The sequence below is a fragment of the Nocardia spongicola genome (assembly GCF_047200775.1).
Taxonomy (GTDB): Bacteria; Actinomycetota; Actinomycetes; order Mycobacteriales; family Mycobacteriaceae; genus Nocardia.
In genome coordinates this window covers 1,137,962-1,153,928 of record NZ_JBJZOO010000001.1, presented here as the reverse complement: position 1 = coordinate 1,153,928, position 15,967 = coordinate 1,137,962, and the positions used below count along the sequence as shown (strand labels likewise).

The following is a 15,967-nucleotide window of genomic DNA, read 5'->3' as shown; positions in this document are numbered from 1 at the left end:
GAGGGGTCCGCTCGAGGAATCGAGGTCGCGATGCACGAAATGGCTATCACCCGGAGTGTCGTCGACGCGGTGTGCGCGCATGCGGCGGGACGGCGGGTGTACTCCGTCACCGTTGAGGTCGGTGCGCTGTGCGCGGTGGTACCCGATGCCATGCGGTTCTGCTTCGAGATCGTGGCCGAGTCGACAGCGGCCGAGGGCGCGGAGCTGATTCTGGTGGAGATTCCCGGTCTCGCGGTGTGCCGGTCCTGCGGTGTCGAGTTCGGGCTCGCCGATCCGATCCCGCTGTGTTCCTGCGGCAGTGCCGACGTGCGGATCCGCTCCGGGCACGAGCTGCGTATCCGATCAATGGAGGTGAGCCAGACATGTGCGCGACCTGCGGATGCGGCAACGACACCGCCGCGGTGATCGGCACCCCACCCGGCCGGAACCACCCCGCTGGACATGACCATGCTCATGACCATAACCACGGGCCGGATCATGAGCACCAGCACATCCATGGCACGAGTGCCGATCGAGGGCATCCGCCCGCGACGGAGACGGTCGAGCTGGAGTTGAAGGTCCTCGCCAAGAACGACGAACTGGCGCAGCGCAACCGGGCCTGGTTGGCCGAGCGCGGCATCGTCGCGTTCAATATGACCAGCTCTCCTGGTGCGGGCAAGACCAGCTTGCTGGAACGCACCATCCTGGAGTCCGGCCAGGAGCCGATCGCGGTGATCGAGGGCGACCAGGCGACTGCGCTTGACGCCGAGCGGATCGAGGCGACCGGCTGCCGAGTCGTCCAGATCAACACCGGAGCGGGATGCCATCTGGATGCCGACATGATGTATCGCGCGCTGCGGACGCTCGATCCGGAGCCGGGCACGCTGCTGTTCGTGGAGAATGTCGGGAACCTGGTCTGCCCCGCGCTGTTCGATTTGGGTGAGCAGGAGAAGGTGGTGGTCATCTCGGTGACCGAGGGGACCGACAAGCCACTGAAGTATCCGCATATGTTCCAGGCCGCCGGGCTGGTGCTGATCAACAAGATGGATCTGCTGCCCTACGTCGATTTCGATCTCGGCCGATGCCGGGAATATCTTGCCGCGATCCACCCCGGTATCGAGGTGCTCCCCCTGTCGGTGACCAGTGGCGATGGCCTGTCCCGCTGGTACGACTGGCTGGCCGCGCGGTGCGGGACCGGTGCTGCAGCAACTCTTGAGCAAGCTGATAAGCGAGCTTAAGGTGTAGTGACAAGGATCATAGTCTCGGATGCCCCCTTCTTCGCGGAAGGTGAGATCGGCTCCGGTGGTCCGCTGCGGAAGGTGGCGGGACATGCCCACACGAGAAGCAGTACAAGCCGAAGAAACGCTGATCCATGTGCTGTGGATCAATGCGGGACTCAGTTGTGACGGTGATTCGGTCGCCTTGACCGCGGCCACACAACCGAGTGTGGAAGAGATCGCTCTCGGCGCGCTGCCCGGTCTGCCGAGGGTCGCGGTGCACTGGCCGCTCATCGATTACGAATGCGGACCGACCGGTGGCGCCGATGATTTCCTGGCCTGGTTCTTCAAGGCCGACCGTGGCGAACTCGAGCCGTTCGTTCTGGTCGTGGAGGGGTCGATTCCGAACGAACAACTCCATGCGGAGGGGTACTGGTGCGGATTCGGTAACAATCCCGGTACCGATCAGCCCATGACGACCAGCGAATGGCTGGACCGTCTCACGCCCAAGGCGACCGCTGTGGTCGCGGTGGGCACCTGCGCGACCTACGGTGGTATCCACGCGATGGCGGGTAACCCGACCGGTGCGATGGGGGTGCCCGACTATCTGGGCTGGAACTGGAAGAGCAAGGCGGGTATTCCGATCGTCTGTGTGCCCGGCTGCCCCATCCACCCGGACAACTTGTCGGAGACGCTCACCTACCTGCTCTATCTGGCGACCGGGCAGGCGCCGATGATTCCGCTCGACGAAGCCCTGCGGCCTACGTGGCTGTTCGGCGCTACCGTGCACGAGGGGTGTGATCGTGCGGGTTATTACGAGCAGGGTGAATTCGCCACCGAGTACGGTTCGCCGAAATGCATTGTGAAACTGGGCTGCTGGGGCCCCGTGGTCAAGTGCAATGTCCCCAAACGCGGCTGGATCAATGGTGTCGGTGGTTGCCCGAATGTGGGCGGTATCTGCATCGGCTGCACCATGCCCGGCTTCCCTGACAAGTTCATGCCGTTCATGGACCAGCCGCCAGGCGGAAAGTTCTCCGCCGCCGCATCAGGACTTTATGGATCGGTGATCCGCAGCCTGCGTCAGCTCACCGAACGCACGGTCGACAAGGAGCCGCAGTGGCGGCATCGGGGGGAGAAGCTGGAGACCGGAGCGACTCGCACCTGGTAGGAGGATCGCTGATGACACAGATCATCCCGGAGCCCTCGCACCGCACGATCGAGCCGGACCATCTCGTCGAGATGGCCTGGGACCCGATTACTCGTATCGTCGGCAGCCTCGGCATCTATACCAAGATCGATTTCGAGAATCGGGAAGTGGCCGAGTGTCACAGCACCTCGTCCATCTTCCGTGGCTACTCGATTTTCCTGCGGGGCAAGGATCCCCGTGACGCGCACTTCATCACCAGTCGGATCTGCGGTATCTGTGGCGACAACCACGCGACCTGCTCCTGCTACTGCCAGAACATGGCTTATGGTGTGCGCCCGCCACCTCTGGGGGAGTGGGTGGTCAACCTGGGGGAGGCCGCCGAGTATATGTTCGACCACAACATCTTCCAGGAGAATCTGGTCGGGGTGGACTTCTGCGAGAAGATGGTCGCTGAGACCAATCCCGGGGTGCTGACCAGAGCCGAGCACACCCAGGCGCCGCACGCCGCCGAGCACGGCTACCGCACGATCGCCGACATCATGCGTGCGCTCAACCCGTTCAGTGGCGATTTCTACCGGGAGGCATTGCAGGTCAGCCGTTACACCCGGGAAATGTTCTGTCTGATGGAAGGCAGGCATGTCCACCCATCGACGCTGTATCCAGGGGGAACCGGCACGGTCGCGACCATTCAGCTGATGACCGATTACATGACCCGGTTGATGCGCTATGTGGAGTTCATGAAGAAGGTCGTGCCGATGCACGACGACCTGTTCGACTTCTTCTATGAGGCCCTGCCCGGTTACGAGAAGGTCGGTCTGCGGCGCACGCTGCTTGGTTGCTGGGGCTCGTTCCAGGATCCCGAGGTCTGTAACTTCGAGTACAAGGACATGGAGAACTGGGGCCGCAAGATGTTCGTGACCCCTGGCGTCGTGGTCGACGGCGCCTTGGTGACCACCTCTCTGCTCGATATCAATCTGGGACTGCGGATCCTGCTCGGCAGTTCGTACTACGAGGACTGGACCGAGCAGGACATGTTCGTCACGACCGATCCGCTCGGCAATCCGGTGGACCGGCGCCATCCGTGGAATCAGCACACCAACCCCAAGCCGCAGAAGCGCGATCTGGAGGACAAGTACAGCTGGGTGATGTCACCGCGGTGGTTCGACGGCACCGACCACCTCGCCCTCGATACCGGTGGCGGGCCACTGGCGCGGCTGTGGTCGACGGCGCTGGCCGGTCTGGTCGATATCGGCTACGTACAAGCGACCGGGCACAGTGTGCAGATCAATCTGCCCAAGACCGCGCTGCGGGGTCCGGTCACGCTGGAATGGAAGATCCCGGCGCACGGCAGCAACACTATCGAGCGCAACCGCGCGCGCACCTATTTCCAGGCCTACGCGGCGGCGTGCGCACTGCACTTCGCGGAGCAGGCGATGGCAGAGATCCGAGCGGGACGCACCAAGACCTGGGAGAAGTTCGAGGTCCCTGCCGAGGGCATCGGCTGCGGCTTCACCGAGGCGGTACGCGGGGTGTTATCGCACCATATGGTGATCCGGGACGGGAAGATCGCGAACTACCACCCGTATCCGCCGACCCCGTGGAATGCCAGCCCGCGCGACAGCTTCGGTACGCCGGGTCCCTACGAAGACGCGGTACAAGGCCAGCCGATCTTCGAGGAGAACAACCGCGAGAACTTCAAGGGCATCGACATCATGCGTACCGTGCGCAGTTTCGATCCGTGTCTGCCCTGTGGTGTGCACATGTACCTCGGCAAAGGACAGACACTGGCGACACTGCACTCACCGGCACAGACACTCGCTCCGGAGTGAGGGCCAGCGCCGGGCGGAGCAACTGGAGGTGATGGTGGCCGACCACTTGGCAGATCAAGCCGACCAAGCCGCCGCGACGCCAGGCGAATCCTGGTGGCGCGAAGCAGGCGATCGCATCGAGACCTTGCTGGAAGCCAGTTCGGCGGGTGGCCCGCTCGCTCGGGAACGGGCCGAACAACTCGTCCGCGAGGTGGTCGAGCTCTATGGGGCCGGACTGACCCGCATACTGCGGTTGCTCGACACCGAGACGATCGAGCGGCTGGCCGATGACGATCTGGTCGCGAGCCTGCTGCTCGTGCACGGGCTGCATCCGCACGACGTACGGGCCAGAGTGCGGTCGGCCCTGGAGCGGGTGCGCCCCTACCTCGGTTCACACGGTGGAGACGTGCACCTGGTCGACATCGCGGGCGGAGTGGTCCGCATGGAGTTGACGGGCAGTTGTCGTAGCTGCCCGTCTTCGTCGGTGACGCTGGAACTGGCTGTCGAGGATGCGGTGCGCGCGGCCGCACCGGAGATCGATTCCATCGAAGTCGTCACCGCGCCACCGTCCTCGTCCGGGGTGATCTCCGCCGATTCGCTGCTGGCCCGGGTACATTCGGCCGAGCGGAGGTCGAGCAGCTGGGTCGAGGTTCCCGCGCTGGCCGAGCTGGGGGCGGGTGAGGTGGGCGGGTTCGCCGTCGCCGGGCTTGCGGTGTTGGCCTGCCGGATCGGTGAACATGTGTACGTCTATCGGGACCACTGTCCTGGTTGCGATAACTCGCTCGCGGGCGCCGTGCTGGAGCATGACGCCGAATCCCCAGCGGGTGAGGTGGTGCTGCGGTGCCCGAGCTGCCGGGCTCGGTTCGATGTCGTTCACGGTGGCGCCCGCGTGGACGGGGCGGGCCATCTCGACCCGCTCCCGGTGTTGGAGCGTGCCGCCGCACCGACAGTGGCGGTGCCGGTGGGGGTGCCCGGGTGAACGCCTCGTTGCGGGTGTTGCGGCGGATCGTCACCGACCGAAGCGGTGGGCTCGGGGCAGGCGAACGGTGTGAGATGTGCGCCGTGCCGCTCGCCGAGCCGCACCAGCATGTGGTGAACACCGAACAACGGCAGCTGATGTGCGTATGTCGCAGCTGCTATCTGCTGTTCGCCGACCAGAATGCCGCGCTGCGCTATCGGGCGGTACCGGATCGGTACCTCGTATTCCCGGAGTTCACGATCAGCCAGGCGGAGTGGGACGCCATGGAGATTCCGGTGGGTCTGGCGTTCTTCTTCCGCAACTCGGCACTCGGCCGGACCGTGGCCTTCTATCCCGGTCCGGCGGGAGCTACCGAATCCGAATTGCCTATACCGCAGTGGAACTCGGTGCTACTGCGGCATCCCGAGCTGGATGTGCTCGTCCCCGATGTGGAGGCGCTGCTGATCCGGGTGCCCGAGCGTGGGACACCGCGGGCCACATGCCTGCTGCTGCCGATCGATGCCTGTTATGAGTTCGTCGGTCGAATGCGGCTGTTGTGGCGCGGCTTCGACGGTGGTCAGCAGGTGCGCCGCTATCTGGAGGAGTTCTTCGCCGCCGCCGCGGCGCGTGCGCAACCCGGTGGTGCGCCATGAGCCCGGTCTATTCCATGACGTTCGCTGTGCTCGGGATGAAGCCGGAGCCGTACGCCGCCACGCCGATCCTATCCGCCCGAGTCGGTATCGCCGCGCCGGCGGCCGAACCGGTGCACGCGATCGCCCTGCGCGCACAGGTCCGTATCGAGCCGTTCCGTCGGGATTATTCGGATGCGGAGAGTGCGGGGCTGGTCGACCTGTTCGGTCCGCGCGAGCGGTGGCGCGATACCCAGCGCTCTTTCCTCTGGATGCACTGCGTCACCATGGTGCCTGGGTTCGCGGGTGGCGCCGAGGTGGATCTGCCGATGCCGTGCACCTACGACTTCGAAGTGGCCGGATCGAAGTATCTGCACGCTTTGCGTGATGGTGTGGTTCCGCTGCTGTTCCTGTTCAGCGGGACGGTTTTCCTCGAGGGCGGCGGTGGATTCACCGTTCAGCAGATTCCCTGGGACCGGGAGGACTCGTTCGATATGCCGATTTCCGTCTGGCGCGATGTGATAGCCGCGCATTTCCCCGGCTCGGGGTGGTTGCGCTTGCCCGAAGACACCTTGGCGGCACTCGCCGCCTATAAATCCGCCCACGGTTTACTCGGTTTCGACGCCGCGGTGTCCAGGCTGCTGACGCATTCGGGGGAGCTGCCATGACCACTGCCGAATCCCGTGCCCGCGCCCGCGCGGTGGCCGACGCCGTACTCTACGAAGGGTATTTGCTCTACCCGTATCGGGCCGATGCGCAGAAGAACCGGTCGCGATGGCAATTCGGGGTATTGGGACCACCGGGAGCGGCGGAATCGGGGCTCGGCGAGGAGCAGTCGCTGTGGGCACAGTGCCTGATCGCTCCTGGCGAGCACCCGGAACTCACCCTCACAGTTCGTTTTCTCCAGCTGCAGCGCCGTCACATGGTGAACAGTGCTGGAGTGCCGGTCACCGGGCTGAGCACAGGTGAGCGATCGTTGTTGTCCTGGGACGAAGCTGTCGAGCAGGAAGTGGTCGACGGCCCAGCCGAGCCTGCGAGTCGCGTTCGGCCGCTGTGTGTCCCTGGTGGAACCGAAACCGAGGAGATCGGCGCGGCAGCCGATGGCGGTGTGCTCATGCGGACCCGGTTGCCGCTCGCGGCCGAACTGACACTCGTGGCCGACCGGGACGACGGCTACCTACGCCTGACCATCGTGCTGCGCAATGTGGGCCCACCCGCGACCGACCAGCACGACGCCATCGCGCGTTCGCTGATCGGCGCGCATCTCCTCGCGGAAATCACCGATGGTGAGTTCGTGTCGTTGTTGGAGCCACCGTCTGCGGCTATGGCCGCGGTAGGCCGCTGCGGACGGCATCGCTGTTTTCCCGTGCTCGCGGGCAGTCCAGGTGAGCACAGCATCCTGCTCATCTCACCGATCATCCTCTACGACTATCCGGAGATCGCCGAGCAGAGCCAGGGCGAGATGTTCGATTCCTGCGAGATCGACGAGATTCTCACGTTGCGCGTGCTGACGATGACCGATGCGGAGAAGGCGCGGGCCCGTGCTACCGATCCGCGCGCCGCCGAGCTCATCGATCGCTGTGCGGGTATGACGCCAGAGGCGATGCGGCAGTTGCACGGTGTTCTGCGCGATCCGCACTCGGAGAGTCCGAGGATGATTCCGGAGGTTCCCCCTGGAATCGAGTGGTGGGATCCGCTGGCCGATAGCGCCGTCCGCCCGGAGTCGGACGCGGTGCCGGTGGCGGGGGTATCGGTGCGCAAGGACAGCAGGGTCAGATTGCGTCCGTCCCGGCGAGCCGATGCGCAGGATCTGTTCTTCGACGGTCGGTCCGCCCGCGTCGTCTCGGTGCATCAGGACGTGGACGGGCAGACGCACATCGGGGTCGTCCTGGACGACGACCCGGCCGCCGACCTACACGAATGGTACGGGCGCTATCTGTATTTCGCGCCCGAAGAACTGGAGCCGCTGGAAGGTTCCGAACAGGGAAAGGAAGCCCGCTGTGGAAATCGTGGGAGTGATCGCGACAACCTTCGTGGTGGTGCTGGTGGCGATGGGACTGTACCTGGGCCTGCGGTCGGTACCGGATCTGCGGCGGTATCTGCGGATCCGGCGCATGTAGCTCTCGATCGGGAAGACCATATGACCGAATGTCCTGCGGTGTCGCCCGATCCCGCCGACGACGCGAGGACTGCCGGTTACCCAGGGCGCGGGCAACTCCCGGAGTGGGGGTGAGCCGACGGACACAGTGCTGGTCGCCGGAATCGGCAATATCTTTCTCGGCGACGACGGATTCGGGCCAGAGGTGGTGCGCAGGTTGCCACACCACCCCGATCCCGCTGTGCGCGTGGTGGATTACGGCATCCGCGGTATGCATCTCGCCTACGACCTGCTCGAACCGTGGACCGCACTGGTATTGATCGATGCGGTACCCGACCGCGGAGCGCCGGGTCGGCTGGAGATGTTCCGGGCAGTTCCGGAGGATATGGGCGCTGGGACGCTCGATGCGCACACGATGGACCCGGCCGCGGTCTTCGCCGGGGTGCGCGCATTGGGCGGCACCCCACCGAGGGCTTTTGTGGTCGGCTGCCAGGTGGCCTGTGTGGACCAGGGGATCGGCCTGTCCGAGCCGGTCGCTGCCGCGGTGGACCCGGCTGTCGCCGCCGTCGCCGGTGTACTCGCCGAACTGCTCACGCCGCACCGGCGGTGCGATAGGAGGGTCGACTGATGTGTCTCGGCATCCCGGGTCGAGTACTGGAGATTCTCGACGGTTACCACGACCAGATCGCACTGGTCGACGTGTCCGGTGCGCGGCGGAAGGTCAATGTCGGCCTGTTCGAGGAGGATCCGGTGCGGCCGGGGGACTGGGTGATCATCCATATGGGCTTCGCCGTGGAGAAGACCGATGAGAGTGCCGCCGCGGCGGCACTGGACGGATTGCGCCTCCTGCAACGTGGGGAGCGGTCGTGACCGCAACGCGGAAGCGGCGCCGCCTGCTCGTCCGCGGTGTGGTCCAGGGCGTCGGGTTTCGTCCCTTCGTCTACATCACCGCCGCGGAATTGGCCCTGTCCGGCAGCGTGCGCAATGACAGCGGCGGGGTTGTCATCGAAGTCGAGGGTGCGCAGGCAGAGCTGGAGGAGTTCATCGAGCGGCTGCGCCTTCGGCCCCCACCGCTGGCGGTGATCGAATCGGTCGAGCAGGCCGATATCCCGGCGTGTGGTGGCACCGGATTCCGCATCGCCGATACCGGTCGCGCCGCCCGCGCTCGCACATTGGTCTCGCCGGATATCGCGATCTGCGCCGACTGCGAATACGAATTGCGCGATCCTGCCGATCGTCGCTACCGCCACCCTTTCGTCAATTGCACCAACTGCGGTCCGCGGTTCACCATCATCGAGAGCTTGCCCTATGACCGGGTGCGGACCACGATGGCCGATTTCCCGCTCTGCGACCGATGCGCGCGGGAGTATGCCGACCCTGGTGATCGGCGCTTCCACGCCCAGCCGATCGCCTGTCATGACTGCGGTCCCACGCTGGCGTACTCCGGGCAGGAAGCAGGGGAACCACTGGCCGCCGCGCGGGAGCTGCTGCGCATGGGTGGCATTCTGGCGGTCAAGGGCATCGGCGGATATCACCTCGCCTGCGACGCGGGAAACGAATCCGCCGTCGCCGAGCTGCGCAGGCGTAAGCGCCGCGGCGACAAGCCCTTCGCCGTGATGGTTCCGGATCTCGACACCGCTCGTGCTCTCGTGATGGCCGATGATGCTGCCGCGGCGCTGCTGACCGGCCCGGCTCGGCCTATCGTGTTGCTCGCCCGCCGGTCGTCGCCCGCCGGATCCCGCATTCCGGTCTGCGCCCCCTCGGTGGCACCAGGTCTTCCTGACCTGGGGGTCATGCTCGCCTATACCCCGTTGCACGTGCTGTTGTTCGGTCTGCCCGGTGATCCGCCCGGCCCGCAGGTGCTGGTGATGACCTCGGGTAACCGGGGCGGTGAGCCGATCTGCTACACCGACGATGAGGCCCTTATCCGTCTTGCCGGGCTGGCCGACGGCCTGCTGTCGCATAACCGCCGGATCCTGATGCCCTGTGACGACTCGGTGATACGGATGGTCGGCGGTGACGAGTTACCCGTGCGGCGCTCTCGGGGTTTCGCGCCGCTGCCGCTGGTATTGCCGGTGCCGGTACCGCCGACTCTCGCGGTCGGCGGCGATCTGAAGAACACCTGCGCGGTGGCCGAGGGCCGCTATGCCTGGCTGAGCCAGCATATCGGCGATATGGACGATGTGGCGACGCTGCGCTCGTTCGACGACCTACAGCGGCACCTCGGCGAACTCACCGGGGTACGCCCGGTGCGGCTGGTCGCCGACGCGCATCCCGGCTACCGCTCCACTGCGTGGGCACGCGGGCATGCCTGCGAACGTGCCGTGTACACCGTGCAGCACCATCACGCGCATATCGCCGCCGTGCTGGGTGAGCATGGGATCGGTCCCGCTGAACAGATACTCGGTATTGCTTTCGACGGCACCGGGTTCGGTCCGGATGGTGCGATATGGGGCGGTGAAGTCCTGCTGGCGGGATACACAAGCTACCGGCGCCTGGCTCATCTGAAGTATGTGCCGCTCGCAGGCGCCGATCTCGCGGTGCGCAGGCCCTACCGGATGGCACTGACGCATCTGTGGGCGGCCGGGATCGCTTGGGCCGAGGAGATTCCCGCGGTGGCGGCCTGCCCGACCGATGAGCGATCGGTACTGGCTCACCAGCTCAGGACCGGGCTGGGCTGTGTACCCACGTCCAGTATGGGCCGGCTGTTCGACGCGGTGTCCGCGCTGTGTGGTGTGCGGTACGTGGTCGACTACGAGGCCCAGGCTGCGATCGAGCTGGAAGGGATGTCCCGTGGTGTGGAGGATGCTGTCGAATACCCGTTCCCGCTGGACGAGGGCGATCCCGCGGTGATCGACCCCGGGCAGGCCCTCGCGGCCGTCGTGGCCGATCTCCGCGCGGGCGTGCCTGCCGCTGTGGTCGGCGCGCGGTGGCACAACAGCCTCGCCCGGCTGGTACTGGCGTTGGCGACCCGCTACGCCACCGCAGTGCCGATCGTCGCACTGTCCGGTGGTGTCTTCCAGAACACGCTGCTGCACACGCGAGTACGCGCACTGTTGCGGGACCACGGATTCACCGTCCTCACCCACCACAGGGTGCCCCCCAATGATGGTGGTCTCGCGTTCGGGCAGCTCCTCGCGTGCGGCGAGGGATGAGCGAAGGAGAACAGCGATGTGTCTTGCGGTACCAGGCAGAGTGCTCAGCATGCACGAGCGGGACGGGACGCTGATGTCGATCGTCGACTTCGGCGGTGTGCGCAAAGATGTGTGTCTGCAATACACCCCGGACGTGGCGGTCGGCGACTACGTCGTAGTCCACGTCGGCTTCGCCATCCAGCGGCTGGACGAGGAGTCCGCGCTACGGACGCTGGCCGAGTTCGAGCATCTCGGGGTACTGAACGAGGAATTCGGCGACAGCTTCGCCAATGCCGCCGAACAGGCCGGTGTACGCAATCCCGCCACCGAACAGGCCGGCGAGGAACCGGAGGTGAGCTCATGAAATACCTGGACGAATTCAGCGATCCGGAGTTGGCGCAAGGCTTGCTCGAGCGGATCCGAGCTACGACCAGCCGCCGCTGGGCGATCATGGAAGTGTGCGGAGGGCAGACTCATTCGATCATCCGGCATGGTATCGACCAGTTGCTGCCCGACCAGATCGAGATGATCCACGGTCCTGGCTGCCCAGTTTGCGTCACCCCGCTCGAGGTGATCGACAAGGCGCTGGAGATCGCCGCGCAGCCGGAGGTGATCTTCTGTTCATTCGGTGACATGCTGCGCGTGCCAGGCAGTGCGAAGGACCTGTTCCGGATCAAAAGTGAGGGCGGCGATGTCCGGGTGGTCTATTCACCGCTGGACGCGCTCACTCTGGCTCGTGAGAATCCTGATCGCCAAGTCGTCTTCTTCGGTATCGGCTTCGAGACCACCGCCCCGGCGAACGCCATGACGGTGTACCAGGCCGAGCGGCTCGGGATCAAGAATTTCTCGTTGCTGGTGTCCCATGTGCTCGTTCCGCCTGCCATCGCCGCGATCATGGAGTCGCCGTCCTGCCGGGTACAGGGGTTCCTCGCGGCCGGGCACGTCTGCACGGTGATGGGCACCGAGGAATACCCACCGCTGGCCGAGAAGTACCGGGTTCCGATGGTGGTCACCGGATTCGAGCCGTTGGACATTCTGGAAGGCATTCGCCGCACCGTGCTGCAGCTGGAGTCGGGCAGGCACGAATTGGAGAATGCCTATCCACGCGCGGTGTCCGCCACGGGTAACCCAACGGCGAAAGCCATGCTGCGGGATGTCTTCGAGGTCACCGACCGGGCCTGGCGAGGGATCGGCGTCATCCCGCGCAGCGGCTGGCGGCTGGCGCGGCGCTACCGCGATTTCGACGCTGAGCACCGGTTCGCGGTGGGCGATATGCGGACCGCCGAATCGACGATCTGCCGCTCCGGTGAAGTGTTACAGGGGTTGATCAAACCTTATGAGTGCGCGGCATTCGGCAAACAGTGCACGCCGCGTAATCCTCTTGGCGCCACCATGGTTTCCGCCGAAGGCGCATGCGCCGCCTACTACTTGTACCGGCGCCTCGACCTGCCGGCGGAGGTGGCGCATGCCTGAGGAGGATACCGTCCCGGTGCCGATCGATATGGCGGGCTGGGTCTGCCCGATGCCGCTGCGGAACGCGCCGAATATCGTGATGGGGCACGGTGGTGGCGGTGCGATGTCCGGTGAGCTGATCGAGCATCTGTTCCTGCCCGCGTTCGGCCAGGCCGCGCATACCGACCTCGGCGATGCGGCGGTGGTCACCTTAGGTGGTGCGCGGCTGGCGTTCTCCACGGATTCGTTCGTGGTACAGCCGACCGTCTTTCCCGGTGGCACGATCGGTGAGCTCGCGGTCAACGGCACGGTGAACGATCTGGCCATGTCCGGGGCGCGGCCGATGGTGTTGTCGACTGCTTTCATCCTGGAGGAAGGCACCGCGCTGGCCGATATCGCGCATATCGCTCGAGCGCTCGGCACGGCTGCGCTGGCCGCGGAGGTCCAGCTGGTCACCGGCGATACCAAGGTGGTCGATGCCGGGCACGGCGACGGGATCTACCTCAATACCGCTGGAATCGGTGTGGTCGCCCCCGAGGTCGATATCCGGCCGCAGCGTGCGACCCCTGGTGATGTCGTGTTGATCAGTGGTGATATCGGCGTACACGGTATCGCGGTGCTCAGCTGCCGCGAAGGACTGGAATTCGGCACCACCGTACTCAGCGATACCGCGCCGCTGCACGGATTGGTCGCCACCATGCTCGACACCGGCGCCGATGTGCACGTACTGCGCGATCCCACCCGTGGCGGTGTCGCGGCATCGCTCAACGAGATCGCGCGCGCCGCGAAGGTCGGCGTGATGCTGGACGAGCGGTGCCTTCCGGTGCCCGCCGCGGTGCGCGACGCGTGTGGACTGCTCGGGCTGGATCCGTTGTATGTGGCCAATGAGGGCAAGTTGTTGGCGTTCGTCGCTGCAGAGGACGCCGAGCGGGTGCTCGCGGCGATGCGGGAACATCCGCTCGGCGGTCAGGCCGCGGCCATCGGCCGGTGTGTCGGTGAGCATCCCGGAATGGTGGTGGCCCGCACGGCTCTCGGCGGAACGCGGGTGGTCGACCTGCCCGCGGGGGAACAACTACCGCGGATCTGCTGATGTCTAGTGGGGCGGAGATGTTCGCGCGGTATGCCTATGCTCCCAATCAGCTCGGCTACTGCGGCCCAGCCGATGCGGCCGTATTGCGGGGCGGATCGGATGAGCAGGTGCGGGCGGTGGCACGCCGGTTCACCGGAGCATGGCCCTATCTGCGCGTAATGGCCGCGCTCACCGGCATCGCCGATCCGTTGGACCGCAGCCTCGTCGAGTCCTATTGGTTGGGCGGCGGGGTCGGCGCGGACCTGGACCCCGGTGAGTTCACCGCCGCGCTGCTGGCGCTGCTCGGTCCGCTCGCAGGCGGGTACTGGACGCATCTGACCCCGCGGTTGGCCGCGGAGGCCGCGGCCAACCATTGCTTCCATGTCTTCGGCGTGTACCCGTGGTCCCGGCTGCTTCGGTGCGGCAGCGGACACCCCGTGCGGGTGCTCGACAGCTGCCGGATCACCTGGGGGACAGTGCTCGAGCGCGCCGATACCGAGATCACGCTGCGGTGCAGTGGGCTCGACTGGGATGGCAGGCGGCTGTCGCTGTCCGCGGAAACGGTACGGTCCGTGCCGATCCGGGTGGCCGGCTACGCCGCGGTGCCCGATGTGGCGCCGGGGGAGCGGGTCGCGGTGCACTGGGGGCGGCTGTGCGGTCGCTTGGACGATCTCCAGGTGGATGCGCTGGAAGCGGGGACGATGCGCCAGTTGGAGGTCACCAACCGGCGGCTCGCCATACGTGGATGAGGCAGGCGTCGTCAGATCTTGCGGATGACCGTGACGACTTTGCCGAGGATCTGGGCGTCGTTGCCGGGGATCGGCTCGAAGACCGGATTGTGCGGCAGCAACCAGATGTCCTTGCCGGTGCGTTTGAAGGTCTTCACCGTGGCCTCGCCTTCGATCATCGCCGCGACGATATCGCCGTTGTCGGCGACGTTCTGTTGCCGCACGACTACCCAGTCGCCATCGCAGATCGCGGCGTCGACCATGGACTGGCCGACGACTTTCAGCAGGAACAGTGAACCGTCACCGACCAGTTCGCGCGGCAGCGGGAAGACGTCTTCGACGGCCTGTTCGGCCAGGATCGGGCCACCGGCGGCGATCCGTCCGAGGACCGGGACGAACGCGGGTATCGGCTGTTCGGCCTCGCCGGTGTCCTCGGCGCGAGCAGCCGTGACGACCGGCAGGTTGGTCACCGAACGCACCACCTCGTCCAAGCCTCGGACATCCACCGCGCGTGGCCGGTTCGGATCACGCCGCAGATAGCCCTTGCGCTCCAGGGCGCGCAGCTGATGGGCGACCGAGGAGGTGGAGGTGAGTCCCACGGCATCACCGATCTCGCGGATGCTCGGGGGATAACCGCGCTCGCTGACCGACGTGCGGATCACCTCCAGTACTTTGCGCTGGCGTACGGTGAGTTCCGCTCCGGTACCCGCCGAGTCGACGCCGTCGCCGGTCTCGTCGCTGGTATCGCCCGTGTGCCTCACCACAACCGCCTCTCCTGCTGTATCCGGCCGATCCGTGCCCGGCGCGTGTCCCATGACCTTCGTGTCCGGGTTCTTCGAATCTAGTCCGGCCGGGTCGATGTATCAAACATCTGTTCGACGTATGTCGGGCGTTTCTACTGACTTCGTCGGCCGGGCGTGGTAGAAATCGAACACCAGTTTTTCGAACATATGATCGAACATCTATGTGATCGAACATCGGCTGGATGCGAGTTCGAACGAACGGCATCGGCTCGAACGGCATCGGCTCGAACGGTAACGGAGCGCCTACCACGGAGGTTTGTCCGATGAGCACTGCGATCAGCAACATCACCCCGATCGGTGGTATCACCGTGCCGACCGGCGATACCACTCTGCCGACCGGCAGCGGTACCCCACCGACCGGTGACATCATCCCATCGGCAGGCACGGTGCGCGCGGAGTTCGCTCCTCGTGTCGCGGGCCGGTATCCGGGGGAGGAGGCGTCAAGAGGTGATACCGATCAGTGGATACCGCGTGCCGGGGTTCGTTCGCGGACAGTGGTCTCCGCGCATCGATCTGTTGTCGATCGGCGACCGCGCGATATGCGTCCGGGTAGTGGATTCGCGGTATACGACAGTGATGCGAAGACTTTCGTCGCCCGGCGTGCCTGCGTGGTGGATCCGATGCGTCGTGTCGAGCGCGCGCAGATCGGTTTCGCCGCGCTCGCCATCGCCGCGTTACTCACTGCCTTGGTGGTAGTGGGACTGATCGTGGTGGCACATATGCGGGCGGGGGATTGGGGTAGCGCTCCCGGCGGATCCACCCCAACGGTGGTTGACGGCACCGGAGGGGCTGGGGCTGTGCGGGTGGGCTGACCGGCGGTGTGGATATCGAATTCGGCCGGAATTGCCAAGCGCCGCATAGCAACCTGTTGTTACGGTACCGGCGATACGACCTGGGAGTCATCGTCCGAACGATGGCCGCCATCACGATGTCGAGGATCGGCAG

General features: G+C 65.6%; 17 protein-coding genes. 16 read left to right on the top strand and 1 reads right to left on the bottom strand.

The window, feature by feature from the left end; all coding sequences use genetic code 11:
* Positions 1 to 30: 30 nt before the first annotated feature.
* From ACL02S_RS04980 to ACL02S_RS04910, 15 genes are all read left to right on the top strand, one after another.
* Entirely contained in the window at positions 31 to 405 is a 375-nt protein-coding gene (locus ACL02S_RS04980) for a hydrogenase maturation nickel metallochaperone HypA/HybF (protein ID WP_412801052.1), read from the top strand.
* A complete protein-coding gene (gene hypB / locus ACL02S_RS04975; protein ID WP_412801051.1) occupies positions 363 to 1,217 on the top strand; it encodes a hydrogenase nickel incorporation protein HypB in 855 nt (284 codons plus the stop codon). Before ACL02S_RS04980 ends, hypB begins: the two co-directional genes overlap by 43 nt.
* Before the next feature lie 91 nt (positions 1,218 to 1,308).
* Positions 1,309 to 2,364, top strand: coding sequence for an NADH-quinone oxidoreductase subunit B family protein (locus ACL02S_RS04970; protein WP_412801050.1), 1,056 nt, complete (start codon positions 1,309 to 1,311; stop codon positions 2,362 to 2,364).
* Between the two features lie 11 nt (positions 2,365 to 2,375).
* The gene (locus tag ACL02S_RS04965; protein ID WP_412801049.1) at positions 2,376 to 4,172 is read left to right on the top strand and encodes a nickel-dependent hydrogenase large subunit; all 1,797 of its coding nucleotides are present in this window, start codon (positions 2,376 to 2,378) and stop codon (positions 4,170 to 4,172) included.
* A 34-nt stretch (positions 4,173 to 4,206) separates the two neighbouring features.
* Positions 4,207 to 5,130, top strand: a complete 924-nt coding sequence (locus ACL02S_RS04960) for a NifU-related iron-sulfur-binding protein (protein ID WP_412801048.1) — start codon at positions 4,207 to 4,209, stop codon at positions 5,128 to 5,130.
* Positions 5,127 to 5,762, top strand: a complete 636-nt coding sequence (locus ACL02S_RS04955) for a DUF5947 family protein (RefSeq protein ID WP_412801047.1) — start codon at positions 5,127 to 5,129, stop codon at positions 5,760 to 5,762. The genes ACL02S_RS04960 and ACL02S_RS04955 overlap by 4 nt, the downstream gene beginning before the upstream one ends.
* Positions 5,759 to 6,406 (top strand): DUF6084 family protein, encoded by a 648-nt coding sequence (locus ACL02S_RS04950; RefSeq protein WP_412801046.1) that lies wholly within the window; start codon positions 5,759 to 5,761, stop codon positions 6,404 to 6,406. Before ACL02S_RS04955 ends, ACL02S_RS04950 begins: the two co-directional genes overlap by 4 nt.
* Positions 6,407 to 7,537: 1,131 nt before the next feature.
* A complete protein-coding gene (locus ACL02S_RS04945) occupies positions 7,538 to 7,858 on the top strand; it encodes a DUF6893 family small protein (RefSeq protein ID WP_412801109.1) in 321 nt (106 codons plus the stop codon).
* A gap of 126 nt (positions 7,859 to 7,984) precedes the next feature.
* A complete protein-coding gene (locus ACL02S_RS04940; protein WP_412801045.1) occupies positions 7,985 to 8,464 on the top strand; it encodes a hydrogenase maturation protease in 480 nt (159 codons plus the stop codon).
* Entirely contained in the window at positions 8,464 to 8,706 is a 243-nt protein-coding gene (locus ACL02S_RS04935) for a HypC/HybG/HupF family hydrogenase formation chaperone (protein WP_412801044.1), read from the top strand. Before ACL02S_RS04940 ends, ACL02S_RS04935 begins: the two co-directional genes overlap by 1 nt.
* Complete coding sequence (gene hypF / locus ACL02S_RS04930; RefSeq protein WP_412801043.1) at positions 8,703 to 10,991, top strand: carbamoyltransferase HypF; 2,289 nt, start codon at positions 8,703 to 8,705, stop codon at positions 10,989 to 10,991. Before ACL02S_RS04935 ends, hypF begins: the two co-directional genes overlap by 4 nt.
* Before the next feature lie 16 nt (positions 10,992 to 11,007).
* On the top strand, positions 11,008 to 11,334 hold the full coding sequence (locus ACL02S_RS04925) for a HypC/HybG/HupF family hydrogenase formation chaperone (RefSeq protein WP_412801042.1): 327 nt from the start codon (positions 11,008 to 11,010) through the stop codon (positions 11,332 to 11,334).
* Positions 11,331 to 12,443 carry a hydrogenase formation protein HypD gene (gene hypD / locus ACL02S_RS04920; protein ID WP_412801041.1) on the top strand — a complete coding sequence of 371 codons (1,113 nt, stop codon included), beginning with the start codon at positions 11,331 to 11,333 and terminating at the stop codon, positions 12,441 to 12,443. Before ACL02S_RS04925 ends, hypD begins: the two co-directional genes overlap by 4 nt.
* Positions 12,436 to 13,512 carry a hydrogenase expression/formation protein HypE gene (hypE, locus tag ACL02S_RS04915; RefSeq protein WP_412801040.1) on the top strand — a complete coding sequence of 359 codons (1,077 nt, stop codon included), beginning with the start codon at positions 12,436 to 12,438 and terminating at the stop codon, positions 13,510 to 13,512. Before hypD ends, hypE begins: the two co-directional genes overlap by 8 nt.
* Positions 13,512 to 14,240 carry a DUF6390 family protein gene (locus tag ACL02S_RS04910; protein ID WP_412801039.1) on the top strand — a complete coding sequence of 243 codons (729 nt, stop codon included), beginning with the start codon at positions 13,512 to 13,514 and terminating at the stop codon, positions 14,238 to 14,240. The genes hypE and ACL02S_RS04910 overlap by 1 nt, the downstream gene beginning before the upstream one ends.
* An 11-nt stretch (positions 14,241 to 14,251) precedes the next feature.
* Here the strand turns inward: ACL02S_RS04910 and lexA are convergent, their stop codons facing one another.
* Complete coding sequence (lexA, locus tag ACL02S_RS04905; protein ID WP_412801108.1) at positions 14,252 to 14,980, bottom strand: transcriptional repressor LexA; 729 nt, start codon at positions 14,978 to 14,980, stop codon at positions 14,252 to 14,254.
* Between the two features lie 305 nt (positions 14,981 to 15,285).
* Here lexA and ACL02S_RS04900 point away from each other — a divergent pair, with 305 nt between their 5' ends.
* Positions 15,286 to 15,834 (top strand): hypothetical protein, encoded by a 549-nt coding sequence (locus ACL02S_RS04900; RefSeq protein ID WP_412801038.1) that lies wholly within the window; start codon positions 15,286 to 15,288, stop codon positions 15,832 to 15,834.
* Positions 15,835 to 15,967 lie beyond the last annotated feature (133 nt).

What these genes read in the sequence shown, in the direction of transcription:
- ACL02S_RS04980 (WP_412801052.1), top strand. Translation starts at nt 31, where the DNA reads ATGCACGAAATGGCTATCACCCGGAGTGTCGTCGACGCGGTGTGCGCG.
- hypB (WP_412801051.1), top strand. Translation starts at nt 363, where the DNA reads ATGTGCGCGACCTGCGGATGCGGCAACGACACCGCCGCGGTGATCGGC.
- ACL02S_RS04970 (WP_412801050.1), top strand. Translation starts at nt 1,309, where the DNA reads ATGCCCACACGAGAAGCAGTACAAGCCGAAGAAACGCTGATCCATGTG.
- ACL02S_RS04965 (WP_412801049.1), top strand. Translation starts at nt 2,376, where the DNA reads ATGACACAGATCATCCCGGAGCCCTCGCACCGCACGATCGAGCCGGAC.
- ACL02S_RS04950 (WP_412801046.1), top strand. Translation starts at nt 5,759, where the DNA reads ATGAGCCCGGTCTATTCCATGACGTTCGCTGTGCTCGGGATGAAGCCG.
- ACL02S_RS04945 (WP_412801109.1), top strand. Translation starts at nt 7,538, where the DNA reads ATGCGCAGGATCTGTTCTTCGACGGTCGGTCCGCCCGCGTCGTCTCGG.
- ACL02S_RS04935 (WP_412801044.1), top strand. Translation starts at nt 8,464, where the DNA reads ATGTGTCTCGGCATCCCGGGTCGAGTACTGGAGATTCTCGACGGTTAC.
- ACL02S_RS04925 (WP_412801042.1), top strand. Translation starts at nt 11,008, where the DNA reads ATGTGTCTTGCGGTACCAGGCAGAGTGCTCAGCATGCACGAGCGGGAC.
- hypD (WP_412801041.1), top strand. Translation starts at nt 11,331, where the DNA reads ATGAAATACCTGGACGAATTCAGCGATCCGGAGTTGGCGCAAGGCTTG.
- hypE (WP_412801040.1), top strand. Translation starts at nt 12,436, where the DNA reads ATGCCTGAGGAGGATACCGTCCCGGTGCCGATCGATATGGCGGGCTGG.
- ACL02S_RS04910 (WP_412801039.1), top strand. Translation starts at nt 13,512, where the DNA reads ATGTCTAGTGGGGCGGAGATGTTCGCGCGGTATGCCTATGCTCCCAAT.
- ACL02S_RS04900 (WP_412801038.1), top strand. Translation starts at nt 15,286, where the DNA reads ATGAGCACTGCGATCAGCAACATCACCCCGATCGGTGGTATCACCGTG.